This window comes from Peribacillus sp. V2I11, assembly GCF_030817135.1.
GTDB lineage: Bacteria > Bacillota > Bacilli > Bacillales > DSM-1321 > Peribacillus > Peribacillus simplex.
In genome coordinates this window covers 1,103,952-1,123,014 of sequence record NZ_JAUSYW010000001.1, presented here as the reverse complement: position 1 = coordinate 1,123,014, position 19,063 = coordinate 1,103,952, and the positions used below count along the sequence as shown (strand labels likewise).

The 19,063-nt window shown below is 41.5% G+C and carries 22 protein-coding genes; 17 read left to right on the top strand and 5 right to left on the bottom strand.

The annotated features are described in order from the left end of the window. The gene (locus QFZ73_RS05460; RefSeq protein ID WP_307263893.1) at positions 1-1,071 is read right to left on the bottom strand and encodes a YheC/YheD family endospore coat-associated protein; all 1,071 of its coding nucleotides are present in this window, start codon (positions 1,069-1,071) and stop codon (positions 1-3) included. Positions 1,072-1,087: 16 nt separating this feature from the next. After that, the gene (locus QFZ73_RS05455) at positions 1,088-2,449 is read right to left on the bottom strand and encodes a YheC/YheD family endospore coat-associated protein (protein WP_307263891.1); all 1,362 of its coding nucleotides are present in this window, start codon (positions 2,447-2,449) and stop codon (positions 1,088-1,090) included. Positions 2,450-2,669: 220 nt separating this feature from the next. Here QFZ73_RS05455 and QFZ73_RS05450 point away from each other — a divergent pair, with 220 nt between their 5' ends. The 5 genes from QFZ73_RS05450 (at position 2,670) to QFZ73_RS05430 (ending at position 5,538) form a co-directional block, all read left to right on the top strand. Next, complete coding sequence (locus tag QFZ73_RS05450; protein ID WP_251433316.1) at positions 2,670-2,990, top strand: DUF445 domain-containing protein; 321 nt, start codon at positions 2,670-2,672, stop codon at positions 2,988-2,990. 16 nt (positions 2,991-3,006) lie between these two features. Next, positions 3,007-3,762, top strand: a complete 756-nt coding sequence (locus tag QFZ73_RS05445; protein ID WP_307263886.1) for a DUF445 family protein — start codon at positions 3,007-3,009, stop codon at positions 3,760-3,762. 19 nt (positions 3,763-3,781) lie between these two features. Beyond that, positions 3,782-4,138 carry a YlbF/YmcA family competence regulator gene (locus tag QFZ73_RS05440; RefSeq protein WP_307263882.1) on the top strand — a complete coding sequence of 119 codons (357 nt, stop codon included), beginning with the start codon at positions 3,782-3,784 and terminating at the stop codon, positions 4,136-4,138. Positions 4,139-4,284: 146 nt separating this feature from the next. Then, positions 4,285-5,151, top strand: a complete 867-nt coding sequence (locus tag QFZ73_RS05435) for a Cof-type HAD-IIB family hydrolase (protein ID WP_307263880.1) — start codon at positions 4,285-4,287, stop codon at positions 5,149-5,151. Positions 5,152-5,265: 114 nt separating this feature from the next. Continuing rightward, on the top strand, positions 5,266-5,538 hold the full coding sequence (locus tag QFZ73_RS05430; protein WP_251433325.1) for a transcriptional regulator SplA domain-containing protein: 273 nt from the start codon (positions 5,266-5,268) through the stop codon (positions 5,536-5,538). Between the two features lie 539 nt (positions 5,539-6,077). Here the strand turns inward: QFZ73_RS05430 and QFZ73_RS05425 are convergent. After that, positions 6,078-6,527 (bottom strand): DinB family protein, encoded by a 450-nt coding sequence (locus QFZ73_RS05425; RefSeq protein WP_307263876.1) that lies wholly within the window; start codon positions 6,525-6,527, stop codon positions 6,078-6,080. A gap of 345 nt (positions 6,528-6,872) precedes the next feature. On the opposite strand from QFZ73_RS05425, the gene QFZ73_RS05420 reads away from it, so the two are divergent. From QFZ73_RS05420 to QFZ73_RS05375, 10 genes are all read left to right on the top strand, one after another. Beyond that, positions 6,873-7,175, top strand: coding sequence for an urease subunit gamma (locus tag QFZ73_RS05420; RefSeq protein WP_048687392.1), 303 nt, complete (start codon positions 6,873-6,875; stop codon positions 7,173-7,175). Between the two features lie 16 nt (positions 7,176-7,191). After that, positions 7,192-7,506 carry an urease subunit beta gene (locus QFZ73_RS05415; RefSeq protein WP_251433330.1) on the top strand — a complete coding sequence of 105 codons (315 nt, stop codon included), beginning with the start codon at positions 7,192-7,194 and terminating at the stop codon, positions 7,504-7,506. Positions 7,507-7,510: 4 nt separating this feature from the next. Further along, on the top strand, positions 7,511-9,220 hold the full coding sequence (gene ureC / locus QFZ73_RS05410) for an urease subunit alpha (protein ID WP_251433333.1): 1,710 nt from the start codon (positions 7,511-7,513) through the stop codon (positions 9,218-9,220). Positions 9,221-9,229: 9 nt separating this feature from the next. Continuing rightward, positions 9,230-9,676, top strand: a complete 447-nt coding sequence (gene ureE / locus QFZ73_RS05405; RefSeq protein ID WP_063232276.1) for an urease accessory protein UreE — start codon at positions 9,230-9,232, stop codon at positions 9,674-9,676. Beyond that, positions 9,669-10,355, top strand: coding sequence for an urease accessory protein UreF (locus tag QFZ73_RS05400; RefSeq protein WP_307263865.1), 687 nt, complete (start codon positions 9,669-9,671; stop codon positions 10,353-10,355). Before ureE ends, QFZ73_RS05400 begins: the two co-directional genes overlap by 8 nt. A gap of 50 nt (positions 10,356-10,405) precedes the next feature. Next, a complete protein-coding gene (ureG, locus tag QFZ73_RS05395) occupies positions 10,406-11,023 on the top strand; it encodes an urease accessory protein UreG (RefSeq protein ID WP_251433339.1) in 618 nt (205 codons plus the stop codon). Then, a complete protein-coding gene (locus tag QFZ73_RS05390; protein WP_307263861.1) occupies positions 11,020-11,835 on the top strand; it encodes an urease accessory protein UreD in 816 nt (271 codons plus the stop codon). The genes ureG and QFZ73_RS05390 overlap by 4 nt, the downstream gene beginning before the upstream one ends. Positions 11,836-11,856: 21 nt before the next feature. Next, entirely contained in the window at positions 11,857-12,501 is a 645-nt protein-coding gene (locus tag QFZ73_RS05385) for an urease accessory protein UreH domain-containing protein (protein WP_307263858.1), read from the top strand. Between the two features lie 163 nt (positions 12,502-12,664). Continuing rightward, positions 12,665-13,060 (top strand): hypothetical protein, encoded by a 396-nt coding sequence (locus QFZ73_RS05380; RefSeq protein WP_251433348.1) that lies wholly within the window; start codon positions 12,665-12,667, stop codon positions 13,058-13,060. 141 nt (positions 13,061-13,201) lie between these two features. Further along, positions 13,202-13,678: an HIT family protein gene (locus QFZ73_RS05375; RefSeq protein ID WP_307263852.1), complete on the top strand. Its 477-nt coding sequence runs from the start codon at positions 13,202-13,204 to the stop codon at positions 13,676-13,678. Positions 13,679-14,162: 484 nt separating this feature from the next. Here QFZ73_RS05375 and QFZ73_RS05370 read toward each other — a convergent pair whose 3' ends face one another. Beyond that, positions 14,163-15,041: a dimethylarginine dimethylaminohydrolase family protein gene (locus QFZ73_RS05370; RefSeq protein ID WP_307263849.1), complete on the bottom strand. Its 879-nt coding sequence runs from the start codon at positions 15,039-15,041 to the stop codon at positions 14,163-14,165. Between the two features lie 597 nt (positions 15,042-15,638). Here QFZ73_RS05370 and QFZ73_RS05365 point away from each other — a divergent pair. Together QFZ73_RS05365 and QFZ73_RS05360 are read left to right on the top strand one after the other, a co-directional pair. After that, positions 15,639-17,252, top strand: coding sequence for a long-chain fatty acid--CoA ligase (locus tag QFZ73_RS05365; RefSeq protein ID WP_307263846.1), 1,614 nt, complete (start codon positions 15,639-15,641; stop codon positions 17,250-17,252). 96 nt (positions 17,253-17,348) lie between these two features. After that, positions 17,349-18,146, top strand: a complete 798-nt coding sequence (locus tag QFZ73_RS05360; protein ID WP_251433360.1) for an enoyl-CoA hydratase — start codon at positions 17,349-17,351, stop codon at positions 18,144-18,146. 407 nt (positions 18,147-18,553) lie between these two features. Here the strand turns inward: QFZ73_RS05360 and QFZ73_RS05355 are convergent, their stop codons facing one another. Beyond that, the gene (locus tag QFZ73_RS05355) at positions 18,554-18,742 is read right to left on the bottom strand and encodes a YhzD family protein (protein ID WP_251433362.1); all 189 of its coding nucleotides are present in this window, start codon (positions 18,740-18,742) and stop codon (positions 18,554-18,556) included. Positions 18,743-19,063 lie beyond the last annotated feature (321 nt).

The following is a 19,063-nucleotide window of genomic DNA, read 5'->3' as shown; positions in this document are numbered from 1 at the left end:
CTATTCACCTGCTTTCTGAAGATGTTCGGCTAAATACTGGCTATATTGAAACGGTGCGCGATGAATATCTTTCATGGTCTCCGGCTGTAGTGCCTGAATGATTTTCCTTCCGGGCTTCGAGTTAATGTCCATTATCCATATTTGGCCTTTTTTATCGATGCCTAAATCAATCCCCAACTCGAATAATCTTTCAAAGACAGCCTCGGTTTCTACGGGCAGGGTTCGAAGGATATGCTGAATCTTTCGTTCGACAGCAATCGTAATCGTTTCCGGGTTTCTTTTGATGAAAGTATCCAGTGAAATGGCTTCCCCGCCTGTGGCAAGATTTGAGGTAATTCCGTCTTTTTGCCCCGTACGAATTCCGCGGCCCCGTTCCATCCAGTGATTCTTCTCGTTTTTTTGAAGTAAAATCCGTAAATCAAATGGCTCGTTATTTTGGTTGCAAAGTTCCAAATATGGCTGGCAGAGGTAACGGTATCGATTTAATAAATGCTGCAGCCATTTGTTAAGCTGTGATTTGGAGGAGAATTGGCGGTCATATTTGGTGCCCTTTTTCGTCATGGATACCAAAGTGCCGTCTTCGGTATTTGAAAGAAGATAGATTCCTGTACCGCCTGCACCGAATTCAGGTTTGATGATGATTTTATCCAGACGTTCCAAATGACCGGTAATGTCTTCAGGTGTCGTCACTTGTACGGTCTCTGGAAAAAATGCTTGTAGGTGTGGATGGTTTTTTAGGATTTGGTACACTTCCCACTTACCAGGAAGACCCAGCCCTAAGAAATTCGAGTTATCTTTTAACCAATCGATTTTGTGTCGCGTTTCCGTTGACTCACGGACTAATCCGTGAAAACAGCGATCATATACAAAATCGGGTAAATCAAAAGATGCGGCGATCCAAGTTTCGTTCTCGGCATCAAAACGCTCGCCCTGCACTTTTTTTAGACCCATATCAATATTTTCCGGTGAGAATTTACAAACTTTCATATTAAATGATTTAGCGGTTTTGGCTATCTCGGTGAAGTAGTTGTTTTCATGTGTATCCGACGCGGCCATTAATCCTATTAACACGTGCTAGCAACTCCTTTTATGGATGGTTTTCGCGGTTAAGGGCAAGCATGAAATCTATGATTGACTTTACTGATGGACGAAAGGTTTCATAGTTGCCTTGAAATTTTTTCGAAGGTTTTGAATTCACTTCGATGATCCATGGGTGGGTATCGGTATCCAGTGCCAAATCGATCCCTAGCTCACCGAATGAATCGTCATGGTTTTCCACTAAGGCCTGGGCAGTGTTTTTAGCTAGCCGTACGAGCTTTTGATATATGCGGCTGGCGTCCTGAAGGTCAAATGCTTCCTTTAGAAAATCCGGCCCATTTTTCATCAATCCGCCTTGTGCAATATTGGAAACGATAGTACCAGGGTCCCCAATCCGGGCAACCATTGATGAAACTTTCCATTCAAGCTGATCGTTCCGGTGAAGAAGAATGCGGAAATCAACTTTTCTCTGAGCGGTTTCGAATAGGGAAATCCCTTTTTGAAGAATGAAGGATTGTTTTCTGGAAAATCTTTTTAAGGTTTCATACAACTTTTCATCCGTATCAGCAAAATGCACATCCTGGAGATGTCCAGATTGCTCGATTTTCCATTTTCCAGCTACTTGCGTTAATCTGCAAATATTCCTGCCTTGGCTGCCTGATACGGGTTTAAAGTAGATTACCGAATGCTTTTCTATAAAAGTGAAGAAAGATTCCTTTTCGTTAAAAAGTATCGTCTCTGGTAAATTTGGCAACAGCTCATCTTCTAAGATTAGCAGCTCATGTACATGATGTTTGGAGAGGAAGCTTCCATTGAACATCGGTATCGACCGTTCCTCCAGTTCAGTTTTAAACAGCTTGAAAGAATGCGATTCTTCAAGTTTGCGCGAATGAATCCGGTTATAAAATACATCAGGAATGGGGAGGGGCAAGGTTTGCCAGCCACCTTGCCATGGCAGGTAGCCTTCCACAACTCCATCTTGAAGAGACTGCAGTTTTACTAAATAGAAGGGAATGCCCTGCTGATTACAATATGATTTCATTTCCTGGTAAAATTTTTCCATCTCGCCGAATGTCCCGTCTTGTAAGGGAGTCTGGTTCATGAGTGAAGCGAAGAATGGGCCTATTTTAATTGACCTTCCCTCCGCATGGTATGAGACGGAGATTAGATCGGAAAAAACGGGTAAGGATAAAATTTGGTTCATATCATATGAAAGTTTCAATGTAGGCTGGGATGAAGGGAATGGCTGGACAAGTACCGGGACGGAACGGCATCCAGCCATGATCGTTACGGGTTCTCCAAATTGAAGGCCCCATTCCTCAAATAGTTTTTCTTCGATAAACAGTAGCGCCTTCTTTCTAGTCTCTGCGGGATTTACCGTAATGAAAACTTTCTGATGGTTTAGGTTCATAATAATTCCCCGTTTGCACTAAGTTTAATATCCTTTTATTATTAAATGATGGGCAAATGTGGATAACACATTCTATGTTTTTTTAATTAGAAGGTGTCATCAAGCCTCTATTTCAAGCAATAAAAAGAGAAATTTCATGGGTGAGTTTTGGATGACGATACTGTTTATGGTTGTCGTAGGTGCTGTAATAGGTAGCTTCACTAATTAATTAGCTATCAGAATGCTGTTCAGACCTTATAAACCAATCTATATGTTCGGGAAACAGCTGCCGTTGACACCAGGGTTGATTCCGAAGCGGCAGGATGAGTTAGCCAAACAATTAGGCAAATTGGTGGTTGATCATTTAATCACGCCAGAGAGCATTCAAAGTAAAGTCATCAATGATGCCTCTATACAGAATATGAAAATATTCGTGAAGGCAGAAGTAAAGAAAGCAATGTGCAAGGAAAAAAGTACTGCTCAATTGCTTGATCAATTGGGAATGAAGAATTCTTCATTTACGTTGGAACAGAGATTACAAACATTCATTCTTGGCGGATGAGAACAGGAGCAAGAGCTTGAAGGATATCGTCCCGCCGCACATTCAGCAAAAAGCCCTCGACTCGATTCCTGATTTTTCACGTTTCATCGTGAAAAAGGGAAAAGAATATTTTGACAGTGCAGAAGGCAAAAGCCGTCTTGAAGACATGTTGGATGATTTTTTCAAGGAACAGGGCAAGCTGATCAATTTAATTCAGATTTTCATTGGAAACGAAAAGTTAATTGATAAGATTCAGCCGGAAATCATTAAATTCTTTGAACAATCGAGAACGATTGATATATTGTCAGTGATGATGGTGAAAGTGTGGGGAAATCTCGAGAAATGGGATGTAGAGAAAATCGAGGGAATGGTCGGACGAGAAACGATAAAACAAATGATTACCGAAAAAACGGCTGAAATGCTGCCTGTCGCTTCGATCATGAATAAGCCGGTACGAGAATTGACGGCCAATTTCTCGGACACCATTGTGGAAAAGGGCGTCCCGATCTTCGTGGAAAAAGGTGCCGAGTACTTATTCAATCATTTTCAGCCGCTATTCCAAAAACTGCATTTGGACGATATCGTGGAAGAACAGGTTTCGTCGTTTTCGGTGTCCCGACTTGAGGAAATGGTCGTTTCCATCACTAAGAAGGAATTGTCGATGATCACATACCTTGGGGTTCTGCTTGGTGGAATAATCGGTTTATTTCAAGGTTTCGTAACTGTTTTAATAGGATGGCGTGTAATTCGCAATCGGATTTGTTATAGTGGAAAAGGTGTAGGAATACAATGATTACCGGGAGGGGAAAAAAATGAGTAACGTATATGATGCAGCGTATGAAATGGAAAAGGCGATTAGGGCAAGTAATGAATATGCCGATTTGCAACGCTTATATGATCTTGTCAATTCTGATGAAGCAACAAAAGGAATGTTTGAAAACTTCCGTAATCTGCAGATGTCATTGCAGCAAAAGCAAATGATTGGACAGGAGATTGCACCGGAAGAAGTTGAGCAAGCGCAAAAGACGGTACAGCTTGTCCAACAAAACCCAACCATTTCACAATTGATGGAAGCTGAACAACGGATGAGCATGGTCATCGCAGACCTCAATAAAATTATCATGAAGCCGCTTGAAGATTTATATGGCTTGCCTGAACAACAGCAATAAGCTGTTGGAGACTCCCTTCTATAATGGTTGGGGGTTTTTTTGTTCCCTGAAAGCACCGGTGCAAGGGTCATGAACCACTATTTGTTCTATTCTCGAAATTTTAGTCATAAATTTGAAAGAGGATACTACAGATGGGGGAGATCAGCATGGTATATCGACTACTTGCGGTCAATATCGACGGGACATTGCTCCAGTCGAATGGCCGTTTAAATAAATCGACTAAAGAAGCAATAGATTATGTTCACCAAAAAGGTGTCCATGTTGCACTTGTGACGTCAAGAAACTATCACTCAGCAAAAAAAGTGGCCAAAGCCCTAAAAATAAATCCGATGATCGTTGCTCAGCAAGGGGCCTTTGTCGGAGCTTCCATAGAAAAGCCTATAATGGTAAAAAGAATATCAGAAGAACTGACTGCAGAGCTCGTGCAAATGCTTGAAAAGACCACGTGCCAAATATTACTCATTCATGAAAAATACTCGCTGGGCAATCGGGTGAACCTTCCGGAGAATTTGCTTGGTAAAACGATTATGTATATGAATGATCAAAATATTTATGCTCAAAATTATGTGGACGATATCAGTGAAGAGCTTTTTGACCAGCCGATGGCCCCGACGAAGATGGACATAATATTTTCAGAAAAAAGCGATCGAAATGATATATTGAAACTGATAAAGGAAATGTTCCCTGAAGTGGATGCAATCTTACATCCAGGACATAAAGTGACAATCGTTCCGAAGGGTGTTTCCAAATGGAGTGGTGTATTGTATTTAGCTGACCATTTAGAGGTGAAAAGAACGGAAATCGTCTCGATCGGAGATGGTTTGGATGATATGGATATGATTGCCGGTTCTGGTCTGGGAGTCGCCATGGGCAATGCGGATGAGGAAGTAAGGAAAGTTGCAAAATGGGTGACGCGCTCCAATGATCAAGATGGTGTTGCCTATATGCTGAGGGAATTTTTCCGAAAACAGCATCCGATCGATTTTTTACAAAAGATGAATATGCTTAAGTGAATGGCGGGGCTCCTTCATATAGAAGGGGCCCCATTCAGATAATGCCGCTTGCGAGGCCTGTTATATTTCATAATAATTAAAAGCTTCCTTCCATAAACTAAAGGAAAATAAGTAATGGAAAGGAAGAATTCAATGGGTGTAATCAATGCAAAAGAAGTGCAAGTCGGTGACGAGGTGTTTGTGATTTATAATAATCCCCATGTTCCTACCGTTTCGAATATAAGGGCAGCGGAAATTGTTCCGCATCCCAAAGATCCCAATGCAGTTGCCTTGTTCCTGAACGATACATTTCATACGATTGAGGATAATGATGCTTTGTTCACATCGGAAGCCGCAGCGGAAAAGGCATACAGTGATTATATGGATAACCAGGACCAGATGACTTGAAGAGGCGAATACTTCGCTTTACGGAAAGAGAATGAACAGATGAGGGCCCTCGCTTAAAGAGCGGGGCTCCTTTTGATTTAATGAATTGGAGCGTCGTTCAAACGTAGCTTGGCGTCGATTGGACCCGTAAAAGCATCCAAACTCACGAGTTTGGAGCAAATACTCGTGAATTCGAGCGTTACTCTGTGATTGGACCACATAATTGAAGTTTGGAGCGTTTTCTCATGAGCTTCGTGCTTTTTACTCGTAAGTTTGGCGCGTTTACTCGTGAATTCGAACGTTATTCGTGTGATTGGACTACGTAGTCGAAGTTTGGAGCGTTTACTCAGTGTTTCGTGATTTTACTCGTGAATTTAATGCGTTTATTCGTGAGTTTGGAGCTTTTACTCGTAAATTCGGAGCATCTAGTACACCATCCATACTCACATGTCTGAAGCCATTAGTTATTAAAGCAGCATATTTGACTGGTGAATTTCCGTCTTAAATAAAAAAACTGCCACTCGTTTTTATTAGAAAAACAGAGTGACAGTTACTTAATCTCAGTTATTGGATTGTATGAATAGTTTCATTGCGTGAATTTGGCCTATATGATTGGTTTCGTGCAAGACTACAAAATTAATGAATTCTCCCACTGTTTCCATTCCGTTGAAAGGCTGTTCCGTTTTTTCTGTCACTCGTTCTTCCGGAATTTCAAGAAGTCGATCAAGTTGTTCATGCAACTGTTGCTTTAAAACTTCAACGGTAGGCACATCCCCGGTCCAGTCGGCAGGTTTTGAACCATATCCGAATAGCTGGCTGTAATTCGCTGGCAAATTGCTGTTGGAGTTCAATAAAAATTTTTCCGCAGCAGTAAGGACATGTCCAATGTGCCAATGGATTGTATTATTAAATCCTTCAGGCTGCACATCCATAAACTCTGGATTGATTCCCTCGATTTCTTTTAAAAGATTGCCGCGCATGGCTGTCAGTTGATTTTTAACATAATTCATTTTACATTCCCCTTTCAATCTTGTTTTTTCTTACAGCTATCTCATGAAATTATAGCAAGGATATTTCAATATTATCAAATTTTGGATAAGCCTTTTCAAAAGGGAAAGGCTTATCAATTTACAATTTATTTCATTTTAAGGGTTGTAATTGTCAGATAATTCATTATAATTAAAATAATGTCAGATAAACTTACGTAACGATGTAAAGTTAAGGTGCGGAAAGAGAAACAAGATGATGGTAACTGAAGTCAGTGCATGAATTTATTGCAAGGGAAGAGTGCATCCCAATTTAATGGGGGGGACTTGGAATATTTGGCGGTATAGTTTGGCAAAAGGAGAGAGGGTATGCGCTTAACAGCAAGGGAACAGGAAAAGTTAATGGTTGTAGTGGCGGCAGATTTGGCAAGAAGGCGAAAAGATCGCGGCTTGAAATTGAACTATCCGGAATCCATTGCTTTGATTACCTATGAAATAGTCGAAGGGGCCAGGGATGGGAAATCAGTATCGGAACTGATGCAATTTGGCAGGACGATTCTTTCAAGTGAAGATGTTATGGATGGGATTCCTGAGATTATTCATGATATACAAGTTGAGGCAACGTTTCCGGATGGTACAAAGCTTGTGACTGTTCATAATCCGATTCAGTAAGGAGGAGGAGGAGGCCATGATACCAGGTGAATATATCTTGAAAAAAGAACCGGTCGTATGTAACGAGGGAAAGGTTTCAACGGTCATAACAGTCATCAACAGGGGAGACCGTCCGATACAGATTGGCTCACACTTTCACTTTTATGAAGTGAATCTTGGACTGGAGTTCATTCGTGAGAATGCTTTTGGGAAAAGGCTGAACATTCCTGCCGGTACAGCTGTACGTTTTGAGCCAGGCGATGCGAAGGAAATCGAACTGGTCCCATTCAGCGGCAAGAGAGAAGTTTATGGATTAAGCAATAAAACGAATGGTCCGCTTGATAAGGAGTGAAAATATGAGTCATGAAATGTCACGTAAGCAATATGCCGACATGTTTGGTCCGACAACAGGGGATTTAATTAGATTGGCAGATACCGAGCTTTTCATAGAAGTGGAAAAGGATTTTACAAAGTACGGGGATGAAGTGAAATTTGGCGGGGGTAAAGTGATCCGTGATGGTATGGGGCAACATCCAACCGCTTCAAGAGATGAGGTGATGGATCTTGTTTTCACCAACGCGATCATCATCGATTATACAGGCATTTATAAAGCGGACATTGGCGTGAAGGATGGAAATATTGCAGCTATAGGAAAAGCGGGAAATCCCCTATTGATGGATGGGGTGACAATGGTGATAGGAGCAGCTACCGAAATAATTGCAGCTGAAGGAAAGATCGTTACAGCTGGTGGTATTGATGCCCACATCCATTTCATTGCCCCGCAGCAAATCGAGACTGCACTGTCAAGCGGGATCACGACAATGATCGGTGGGGGAACCGGACCTGCAACGGGAACGAACGCCACGACGTGTACTCCGGGAGCTTGGAATATACATAAAATGCTCGAAGCGGCAGATCATTTCCCTATGAATCTCGGTTTTTTGGGTAAAGGCAATTCCTCGGCCAAAGAACCGCTTGCTGAGCAAATCGAGGCTGGTGCGATCGGGCTGAAATTACATGAAGATTGGGGCACGACGGCTGCAGCGATCGATACAAGTTTAATGGTGGCTGACGAATACGATGTTCAAGTGGCGATTCATTCCGACACGCTTAATGAAGGTGGTTTCGTCGAGGATACGATCAGAGCGATCGACGGCCGTGTCATCCATACATATCATACCGAAGGAGCGGGCGGGGGGCATGCCCCTGATATCATCAAGGCGGCTAGTTATCCCAATATTCTCCCGTCCTCGACGAATCCTACCCGTCCATACACCATCAATACGTTGGAAGAGCATTTGGATATGCTGATGGTATGCCATCATTTGGATCCATCCGTTCCGGAAGATATTGCTTTTGCCGATTCCCGGATAAGAAAAGAGACTATTGCAGCTGAAGACATTCTTCATGACCTGGGCGTCTTTAGCATGATCAGCTCCGATTCCCAAGCGATGGGACGTGTAGGGGAAGTTATACTGCGAACATGGCAGACGGCCGATAAGATGAAAAAGCAGCGTGGCAAAATGCTGGAGGATACAGGGGAAGGGGACAATTTCCGCGTTAAGCGTTATATTGCCAAATATACGATAAATCCTGCAATTACACATGGGATTTCTGATGTCGTCGGTTCTGTGGAAGAAGGGAAATTCGCAGACTTAGTGCTATGGGATCCTGCCTTTTTCGGGGTTAAACCGGATATGATTCTAAAAGGGGGCATGATCGCGCACAGTATGATGGGGGATCCGAATGCTTCGATTCCAACGCCTCAACCCGTGTTATACCGCCCGATGTTTGCAAGTTTTGGAAAGGCCGTTGCGAGTACGTCGATTACGTTCCTATCAAAAGCGTCATATGAAGCGGGAATTCATGATGACCTGGGTTTGAAAAAAATAGTGAAGACTGTCTCGAACATTCGCCATCTTACAAAAAAAGATATGAAGTTAAACGGGGAGACCCCCGTCATAGATGTTGATCCGCAAACATATGAAGTGACGGTGGATGGTGATTTAATTACGTGTGAGCCAGCGGAAATCCTGCCTATGGCGCAACGATACTTTTTATTCTGAGGTGATGACATGATAGTTGAAGAAGTATTGGGAAATATAGAGTTTATTGAAAAAAAAGCGAAACATATGGAAAAGGTTTATCTGGAAAGCGATGCATTAAGAAAACGGATACTAAGGGTTAAAACGGATCATGGAAATGAAATTGGGATACGCCTTAAAGAAAACAAGGATTTGATGGATGGCGACATCCTTTATATGGATGAAAATAATATGATCGTGATCCATACGATAGATGACGATATTTTGACGATCTTGCCTACAACTCTAGGGCAGATGGGCGATATAGCGCATCAATTGGGAAATCGCCACTTACCTGCCCAATTTGATGGGGATGAAATGCTTGTTCAATATGATTACCTGGTGGAAGAGCTATTAATGGAACTTGATATACCGTTTCGTCGTGAAAAGAGAAAGGTGAAGCAGGCATTCCGTCATATCGGCCATTCACATGATTGAACGTTTGTTTCCGTTGATCCAGCTTTGTGATTCCAATTTTCCTTCTGGGTCGTTCTCCCATTCATTCGGGATGGAGACTTACATTCAAGAAGGGAAGATCCATGATGCAACTTCTTTAAAGGCGTTTTTGAAGGTATACATTTCTAAATCTTTAACCTATACAGATGGACTGGGGTGCCGGCTTGCATATGAATTCGTAAGTAGTCATAGGGCTGAAGGAATATGGGATCTGGATGAGCTGCTTTATGCCGCATGTTCCGCCCGGGAATCCAGGGAAGCCTCGAAAAGAATTGGACAGCAGATGGCTAAATTATGCTCGAACTTATACCCATCCGAAGAGTTATCGGCATACTTGAAGAAAATCCAAGGAAAACAATGCTATGGACATCCGGCCATTGTATTTGCGCTTGTGTGTAACGAACTGAACCTTACCGTAGAAATGGCCATTCATGCCTGTTTGTATGCAGCCGTGTCCTCGCTTATCCAAAATGCAGTAAGAGGAATCCCTTTGGGTCAGACAGCTGGACAATCCTTGTTATTATGGACACATGAGGTCATCCAGACAGCCGTTACATTTATTAAAGGACTTCGGGAGGATGAACTCGGACGGACACTGCCGGGATTGGAAATCGCCCAAATGAGGCATGAGGGTTTACATGTAAGACTATTTATGAGTTAACCAGAAAAGAGGTGACAGGTTTGCCTCATATGGAGGTAAATCGATGATAGATGAAACAAGTAGTCAAAATAGGTGTAGGCGGCCCGGTTGGTGCCGGAAAAACGATGCTTGTCGAGAAGTTGACACGGGTAATGGAAAATGACTTCAGCATGGCAGTTGTAACGAATGATATATATACAAAGGAAGATGCGCTGTTTTTAATGAAAAATGGTGTACTTCCTGAAAATCGGATCATTGGTGTGGAAACCGGCGGCTGTCCACATACAGCGATACGTGAGGACGCCTCGATGAATTTTGCAGCCATTGATGAATTGATGGAACTCCATCCGGAACTGGATTTGATTTTTGTGGAGAGCGGCGGTGATAATTTAGCGGCGACCTTCAGCCCTGAACTCGTTGACTTTTCAATCTATATCATTGATGTCGCACAAGGGGAGAAAATCCCTCGGAAAGGTGGCCAGGGAATGATTAAATCGGATTTATTCATCATTAATAAAACGGACTTGGCCCCGTATGTAGGAGCAAGCCTGGAAGTGATGGAGAGGGATACATTAACGACCCGAGGGGATAAACCTTTCTTTTTTACTAACTTAAAAGACGAAAAGGGTTTGACTGATGTCGTGAACTGGATAAAGTCAGAGGTGTTTCTAGTAGGTCTTGAGCAGTGAGTTGGACAGGCAGCATTCGCTTAAAGGCGGTACTGAAAAATGCTCGAACGATAGTGAGTGATGCTTATTATGACGGGGCATTCAAATTGTCCCGTCCTGTGTTTCTTGATGAACTTTCACCTACCTATTTTCTCATTCATGTTGGAGGCGGCTATGTAGGTGGTGACAAGTACCATCAGCTTTTTTGTTTGGAAGAAGGGGCTACAATGACATTGACGACACAGTCTGCGACAAAGATATACAAAACGATGGATGAGCCGGCAGTGCTGAAAACCGAGGTGGTTTTAAAAAAGGAAAGTTTCCTTACCTATGTGCAGGACCCTTTAATTGCCTATGAATCTGCTCGATATATTCAGGATACGACGATACATATGGAAAGCGGAGCGGGATTGTTGATAACTGATATATTTACACCAGGATGGTCAGAGAGCAGGGGGACATTTACATATGATTGGATCCGCTCCAAAATGAACGTGTTTCAAGATGGTAAAAGGCTGATAATGGACCACTTGTTTCTGAATCCTTCAGATGAGATGGACTCTGTACTTTTATTGGAAGGATATAGTCATTTTGGCTCGCTATTATTGATAGATCAAGAGGTGGATGGGGAATTCATTACCGAACTCGATGAAATGCTTTCCCCGTTAGGAAGCAATGTTAGAATAGGTTTTTCCCGGCTGCCAATACGTGGTTTGATGCTGCGGGTATTGGCAAATCAAACTCAACAGATAGAAAAGGTATTTTCAGTTTGTGAGGATCTCTTCCGAAGGAGGGTCCGTCGGGAGGATCCAATTTTTTATCGTAAATATTAGTAAAGGGAAAGGCGGTGTTATATGGAAATGAGTTTATTGCTGGTTTTAGCGATTGGATTTGTATTAGGCATCAAGCATGCTCTGGAACCCGATCATATCATTGCCGTTTCTACGATTGCAAGCCAAAGCAAGAAAATATGGAAATCTTCACTTGCAGGCGTATTTTGGGGAATCGGGCATACACTAACTCTTTTGGTGTCCGGTGTCATCTTGATCCTTTTGAAAAACGAAATTCCGGAAGCTTGGGCAATGTCATTGGAATTTCTTGTGGGAATCATGCTGGTATATTTAGGCGTCACGACGATTTTTTCTTGGAAGCAAACGCAGCAACATAACCATACAGGCCGGGCTACCTATCTGAGATCGATGTTAGTGGGAATTGTCCACGGACTTGCCGGAAGTGCTGCAATGGTCCTTCTTACTATAAGTACGATAGATGCAGCGTGGCAGGGGGCGATCTACATTATCATATTTGGTGTAGGTACTTGTATAGGCATGCTTCTGTTCACTACGATTTTAAGCATCCCCTTTGTCACAAGCTCTTCCTCCAAAAAAGTCAATCGTTCACTCATCCGATTGACAGGTGTGATAAGCACGGTTTTCGGAATCTATTATATGTACAATCTGGGCGTCAACGAGGAACTATTTTCTGTATGGTTTGGTTGAATGCAGGCCATATGCAAGGATACAAGGCTCATGAACTCTCAAGTCAAAAGCTTGAGGGTTTTTTGCTGTAAATAAATCGATAAACATTCCTATTCTTTTGAGTGGACTAGTATAATGAAATATATTGGATAATTAATCCATTTGGGTATGAGGAGATGATGTAATGAAAAGGAAACCGTTCCTGGTTGCACTTAGCCTGATATCAATAACGTTAGCTTCAGGTTGCACAACAAAGCAAGAACATATTTCCATTCAGAAGTATGAAGGTAAAAACTATAAATTCGAAGCATATAAAGAAAAGATAGAAATTGAAAGAACGGAAAGAACAAAAGAAATAGTGAAGAATGCTGATTGGGAAAAATTCGCGTTGGAGAAAGGTCATCCTAAGGCGGACTTCATCTTTTATTTTAATGATGAAAAAAGCGAAGGTAAAATGGCTGTATTTTATGTTTGGGTTAATACTGATGAAAATATTGTAGAATTGACGAAGGATGAACATAGCCAGTATGTACAGTTAAATAGAAAGGATTCTGAAACTATATTAAGACTGTTGCATTAATGAAAAGGAGAAGATCCGCACTTTCAAAATTCCAGACAAGCATCTTTTTATTGTATTTAGAACTCTTATGTGCCCGAATATCAACAGAGGTAGAGTTATTTAACTAGCCGGCTTTTTAAGGTGTAATCTTTAGGGGGACTTATGAGGAAAATTACTTTATCTAATGGAAAAATGGTGGAAGTTGAATGTTTGAGCTGTGCTTTGACAAGTGGAGAAATAGAAGCCGAGGGTGGTGTAATAGTCGAATCTGAATATTTTGATGCTCACCAAGACGTTGCATATACCATTGAAGGTTTAGTTATTTTAGCATCTAAACGCCATATTAAGTGCTTTGATGAATTAAATGAACCAGAAAAGGTTGATTACATAAACTTATTATCCAAGATTAGAAAAGCTCAAAGGGAAATATTAGGGGTAGAACACGTTTATTATTTTTACAATGAGGATACTACCCACCATTTTCATACTTGGATGGTTCCTCGATATGAATGGATGTACGAGTTTGGACGTTCGGTGGAATCAGTTAGACCGGTTTTGCTGCATGCAAGAAACAGATTGAATGATGTTGAAAATTTAAAAAGTGTAATGGAGGGTATCGAGGCATTAAAAAAGAACTAAACCCTTAATCATTCCTGTTCCAAAGAAACAGATGCGTGATTTCCCATAAAATAAAGTGATCACATAAGAGTCCCATTTGTTTTTAGAAAAATCAACATTAAACATAATGTTTCAGACAGACAAATTCGAACAAACCGAGTTTGCCTACATTTTTTTACTTATTAAAAAAAGTTCCAGTTTTTTTCAGAAATCCGCTCCCTTTCCGCCGACTGTCTGCCGGGCCTCCTCGCCGCAAACATCAGTGGGGTCTCGGCTAGCCAGTTATTCGGCAGGAGTGTCGCAAATTTCTTCAAATCCAGTGAGGGTTTCATAAAACAGTAAAAAACCAAGAAGGATATCCTAGTCTTAACCGTGGTTCGGGATGAGACTATTCCGAACACCCTTTTGTCGACAAACTGCAACATTTAACATGTTTGATATCATCTTGTTTAAAAAAGGCGAAAGAACCAGGATTTCCATACAAGTCCGGGTTCTTTCATTCTGCTCAGGTTTGGTCAGTCTTCTTATTCGTTGTTCTCAATAGTGGCATTGTGCAACAACGGAAAGAGCCACCGGACTTGATGATTTCGCTTATATCGACTTCAATGACTTCGTATCCCCGTTTACGAAGCTCACTATTTACCTGTTTATTACAAGGAAGACTGAATAATTTTTTATTCCCAATCGAAAGCACGTTTGTTCCTAATGTGAATTGTTCTTCTTTAGTCACTTCGATCATGTCATAACGTGAAGCTAATAAATCCATCTCTTTTTTTGTAAAGGACTCTGGAAAAATAAGCGCCTCTGTCGGTGATATGATATTGAAAACACAATCTAAATGAAGGAATGTTTCAATGAAAGGAACCGCGATGATATCGTATTCAGGTAATAGGGTTTGAAGATGCTTGACGGATGATTCATCCGTTCTTTCACTGATTCCAATATAGATGGTCTTTCCGTCAATAAGGACATCTCCGCCCTCAATATGACTTTTGAGGAGGTTGAAAAATGAGATACCATTCGTTTCGAGCCAGGATTTCAATATTTGTTCTTCACCCTGCCTGATACCTGTTGCCAACTCAGCAACGTAAACGGTATTGCCAAGAGTGAAACCGATATCTCTCGTAAAGACTTGTTCCGGATATGTAAATTCTGGCGGAAGTTTTATGACTTCAATCCCTTCATGTTCAAGAGCCTTTATAAATTGGGCGTGCTGCTTCAAGGCAAGTGCCTGATCGATATTTTCTTCTTGAAACTCTTTTTGAGTTTCGTTAATGATCTCCCGGATCTCCATATGACGAGGTTCACAGACGATCACCCGTGATAGCTTTGAATATTCACTCGCACAATAAGCTTCTAGTTCTTCGTTTATTTTGTTTACCATAAATGAGCTCCCTTTAAATATAATTGTATCTTTACTATTTCCTCTTTTTTCTAGAAAGAAACATAAAAAATATGTCAGAGAGCCTGCACCACTAAATTTGGATGGTTTAAAAATAACTTTTCAGATTACGCTGCTAATAAATGATTCCGATATATACCGGTTAGGTCCTTTCAATTCGAAGAAAGCGAGTTTGCCTTCAGTTTTTGCTTTTGAAAAATTCCAGTTGATTTCCGAGATCCGCTCCCTTTCCGCCGACTGTCTGCCAAACCGCATCAAAGCAAGCGGCTGTGGAGTCTTGACTAGCCAGTTATTCGGCAGGAGTGTCGCAAATTTCTTCAATCTAGTAGGGGTTTCATAAAACAGTAAAAAACCATGAAGTATAACCTAGTCTTAAACAGGGTTCGGGATGAGACCATTCCGAATCCCCTTTTAGTCGTCAAACAGAAAGGATCTGGTTTAAATCCTTTTTTTATTTGAAAATTTCATCAAGATAAAGCTGGATTTAAATAATCGTAAAAGGCACCTAGGGAAAAAGGATTATTTTTTTTCTGGTCGAATATATAATGGGCATGCTTTTAATATAAGGGGGAGATTGTAATGATGGATACTCCATTGATCATGACTCAAATCATTGAGAGAGCTGAAAAATATTTTCCTAAGAAAGAGGTAGTTTCGCGTGCGGATGGTGGAATTCATACATTTACATATGCTGAGATTGCTGAGCGTACAAGAAGGCTGACAAGTAATCTTGAAAAATTCGGTATTCAAACAGGGGACCGTATTGGAACACTTGCCTGGAACCATCATCGTCATTTAGAAGCTTATTTTGCGATTCCTTGTCATGGTGCTGTCCTACATACGATTAATATGCGTCTGTCTCCTCAACATGTTTCTTATATCGTCAATAGTGCGGAGGATCGATTATTATTGATAGACCCGGATGTCATCCCCCTTTTGGAAGCAATTAAAGATGAGTTAACGACAGTGGAAGGTTATATCATAATGACGGATAAAGAGGAGCTGCCCGATACGACCCTTTCACCTATTTATCATTATGAAAAATTATTAGCCGAAGGGAATCCGAAACAGCCATTCATTCAAACCTTGGATGAAAATGCACCTGCCGGCATATGTTATACTTCCGCCACGACCGGGAATCCAAAGGGTGTGGTTTATTCACATCGCGGAATTTTGTTGCATGCGATTGCGCTGGGGCTTGCCGATTCTACAGCATTAAGCGAACGTGATGTGGCCCTTCCTGTAGTGCCCATGTTTCATGTGAATGCCTGGGGCATGCCTTTTGCCAGTGTTTGGTTTGGAACGAAGATGGTTTTGCCGGGACCCTATTTCACCCCAAAGATTTTGGCCGAGCTTATAGAAACGGAGAAGGTTACAATCGCAGCAGGGGTTCCGACGATATGGCTGGGCTTATTGAAGGAGCTAGAAGAAAGCAGCCATGATACGAGCAGCATTCGTGCTGTTTTATGCGGAGGGTCGGCTGCTCCGAAAAGCATGATTAAAACCTTTGAACAAAAGTATGGTATACCATTCCTGCATGCCTATGGAATGACTGAAACAAGCCCGCTCGTATTTGTATCCAAACCAAAAAGCTATCAGGAAGACCTCCCTGAAGAAGAACTTTATGAGCTGAAGGCCAAGCAGGGCATTGTTTCGCCAATGATAGAAATTAAAGTGATCGGTCAGGATGGCGAAGTGAAACCTGATGGAAAAGAAATGGGCGAATTGCTGATCAGGGGTCCTTGGATAGCAAATGAGTATTTTAAGGATGGGCGGTCAGAGGATACGTTTAAAGATGGCTGGCTGTATACGGGGGATGTTGTCACAATTGATGAAGAAGGATTCGTGAAAATCGTCGACCGGACTAAGGACTTGATAAAAAGCGGCGGTGAGTGGATTTCTTCCGTAGATATAGAGAATGCATTAATGGCCCATGAAGGAGTCTTTGAGGCGGCGGTAATTGCAGTGCCTCATGAAAAATGGCAGGAACGGCCGATTGCCTGTGTTGTTTTGAAGGACGCATACAAGGGGCAAGTGTCCCAGGAGGACATCATCGAATTTTTAAAACCGCAGTTTGCAAAATGGTGGCTGCCGGATGAAGTGGTCTTTTTGGATGAAATCCCGAAAACCGGTGTTGGGAAGTTCTTGAAAAGGGCATTGCGTGATCAGCTTCAGTATAAATATACCAATTAATAATGCTATATTTGTTTAATTATAACTTTTCACCCTATTCTGTTAATGGTTGAAAAATATATAATAGAGTCATAGAACGAAAGAGGAGGAAATAAATTGAGTATTGAATCGACATCACCTGCAGGCACTGTTTTAGTCACATATTCGGACAGGACGGCTACTGTTGCAATGAACCGTCCTGAGGCCATGAATGCTTTAAATCCGAAAATGCTGCATGATTTTATTAATGCCCTTAAGGAAGTAAGCGAGAATGATGAAGTGGACGTCGTCATTTTAAAAGGGAACGGAAAAGCATTTTCCGCGGGCGGTGACATTAAGATGATGCTCTCGCCTGGAAAAGAAAACGCTTTCGATGAACTGATGGATGGAATCAGTGAATTGGTGACCACTCTATACTTCATGCCTAAATTGACCATCAGTGCCATTCATGGTGCAGCTGCAGGGCTTGGGTTGAGTATAGCTCTTGCAACCGATCATCTTATTGCCGATTCGGAAAGTAAGGTTGCGATGAATTTTATCGGGATTGGATTAATCCCTGATGGCGGCGGACACTTCTTCCTTGAACGTCGTCTTGGTGAAGTGGGTGCGAAAGAATTGATCTGGGAAGGTAAAGTGCTTACAGCGCTTGAAGCAAAAGAAAAGGGCCTCATTCATGAAGTGGCAGACGGAACCTTGGAACATGCTGTAGAGAAGAAGGTGCAATCATGGCTGCAAAGCCCGGTTCAGGCCATGATTAAAACGAAAAAGATCCTTAGTGAAAAAAATCGCCCACTATTAATTAAAATGCTTGAGATTGAAAAAGCTGCTCAGATGAAAATGCGCCAAACAGCTGACCACCAAGAGGGAATAAAAGCTTTCGTGGAAAAAAGGAAACCGAACTTCAGCGGAAAATGAATGAGAAAGTCCGTCATTTTTTTAGTGAAGACCAGTTTGTAGACAAAAGGGGTTCGGAAAACGTATCTTTCATCAAATGATGTTCCCGAACCAACTGACCCAAAGCGACAACTTCAACTCCTCAGGTATGATCTCTATCTAAATGTTATAACAAAGTTGATAGGAACGGGTGTGCGAGACTCCTGAGGGAAAAGCGCGTCCAAGGGAGTCCCCGCAGGCGCTAGCCGAGGAGGCTCCCCGGACCGCCCGCGGAAAGCGAGTGCCTGTAGCGGAAACAACGGCCAAATAGTACAAGCCATAAAAAAACTGTAGGCCGTCACGTTTTTGTGACGGCCTTTCCTATATAGTTTTAAAAGGAAAATGTAGAAAAATTGATTACATCTTAAGTGATTGCGCTTCCATTTCAATCAGCGATGAAAAAGCAATAAAGCGCCTGAAGGTGATGTACAGCGATGTGTTTGATCTTGATAGTTTTTTTCATTCAATATATTTTGTCCCAATTCTTTTGCTTGTTCATCATTCTCGGCTGTAAATGATTCATCCAATAGTTTTTCCCCTGACGGTTCAAAAACGGTTAATTTGTATATTCTGCTCATTTTCAAAAACTCCCTTGTCAAAAATAATACTGTCTTTTATCTAAAGATAGGAACTGTTATAAAAATCTTATCATTATCTGTCAATTTTGACTATTGTTATGTGAGGGAAATGTATTAAGACAGGGAATATTGATCAGTAGCTGAAAATCTTGAAAAATGATGGAAAATAATTATATCGAACTAATTTCATAGTTTTTTTCCTTTAAGTTTGGAAAGAATGAAAACAAAACCTATTTATACTAGAGGAATCTCTCTTTAAAATGAAAAATCATAAATGATATAATGAACTGAGTAAAAGTGCATGTTGGAAGTGTATGGGTC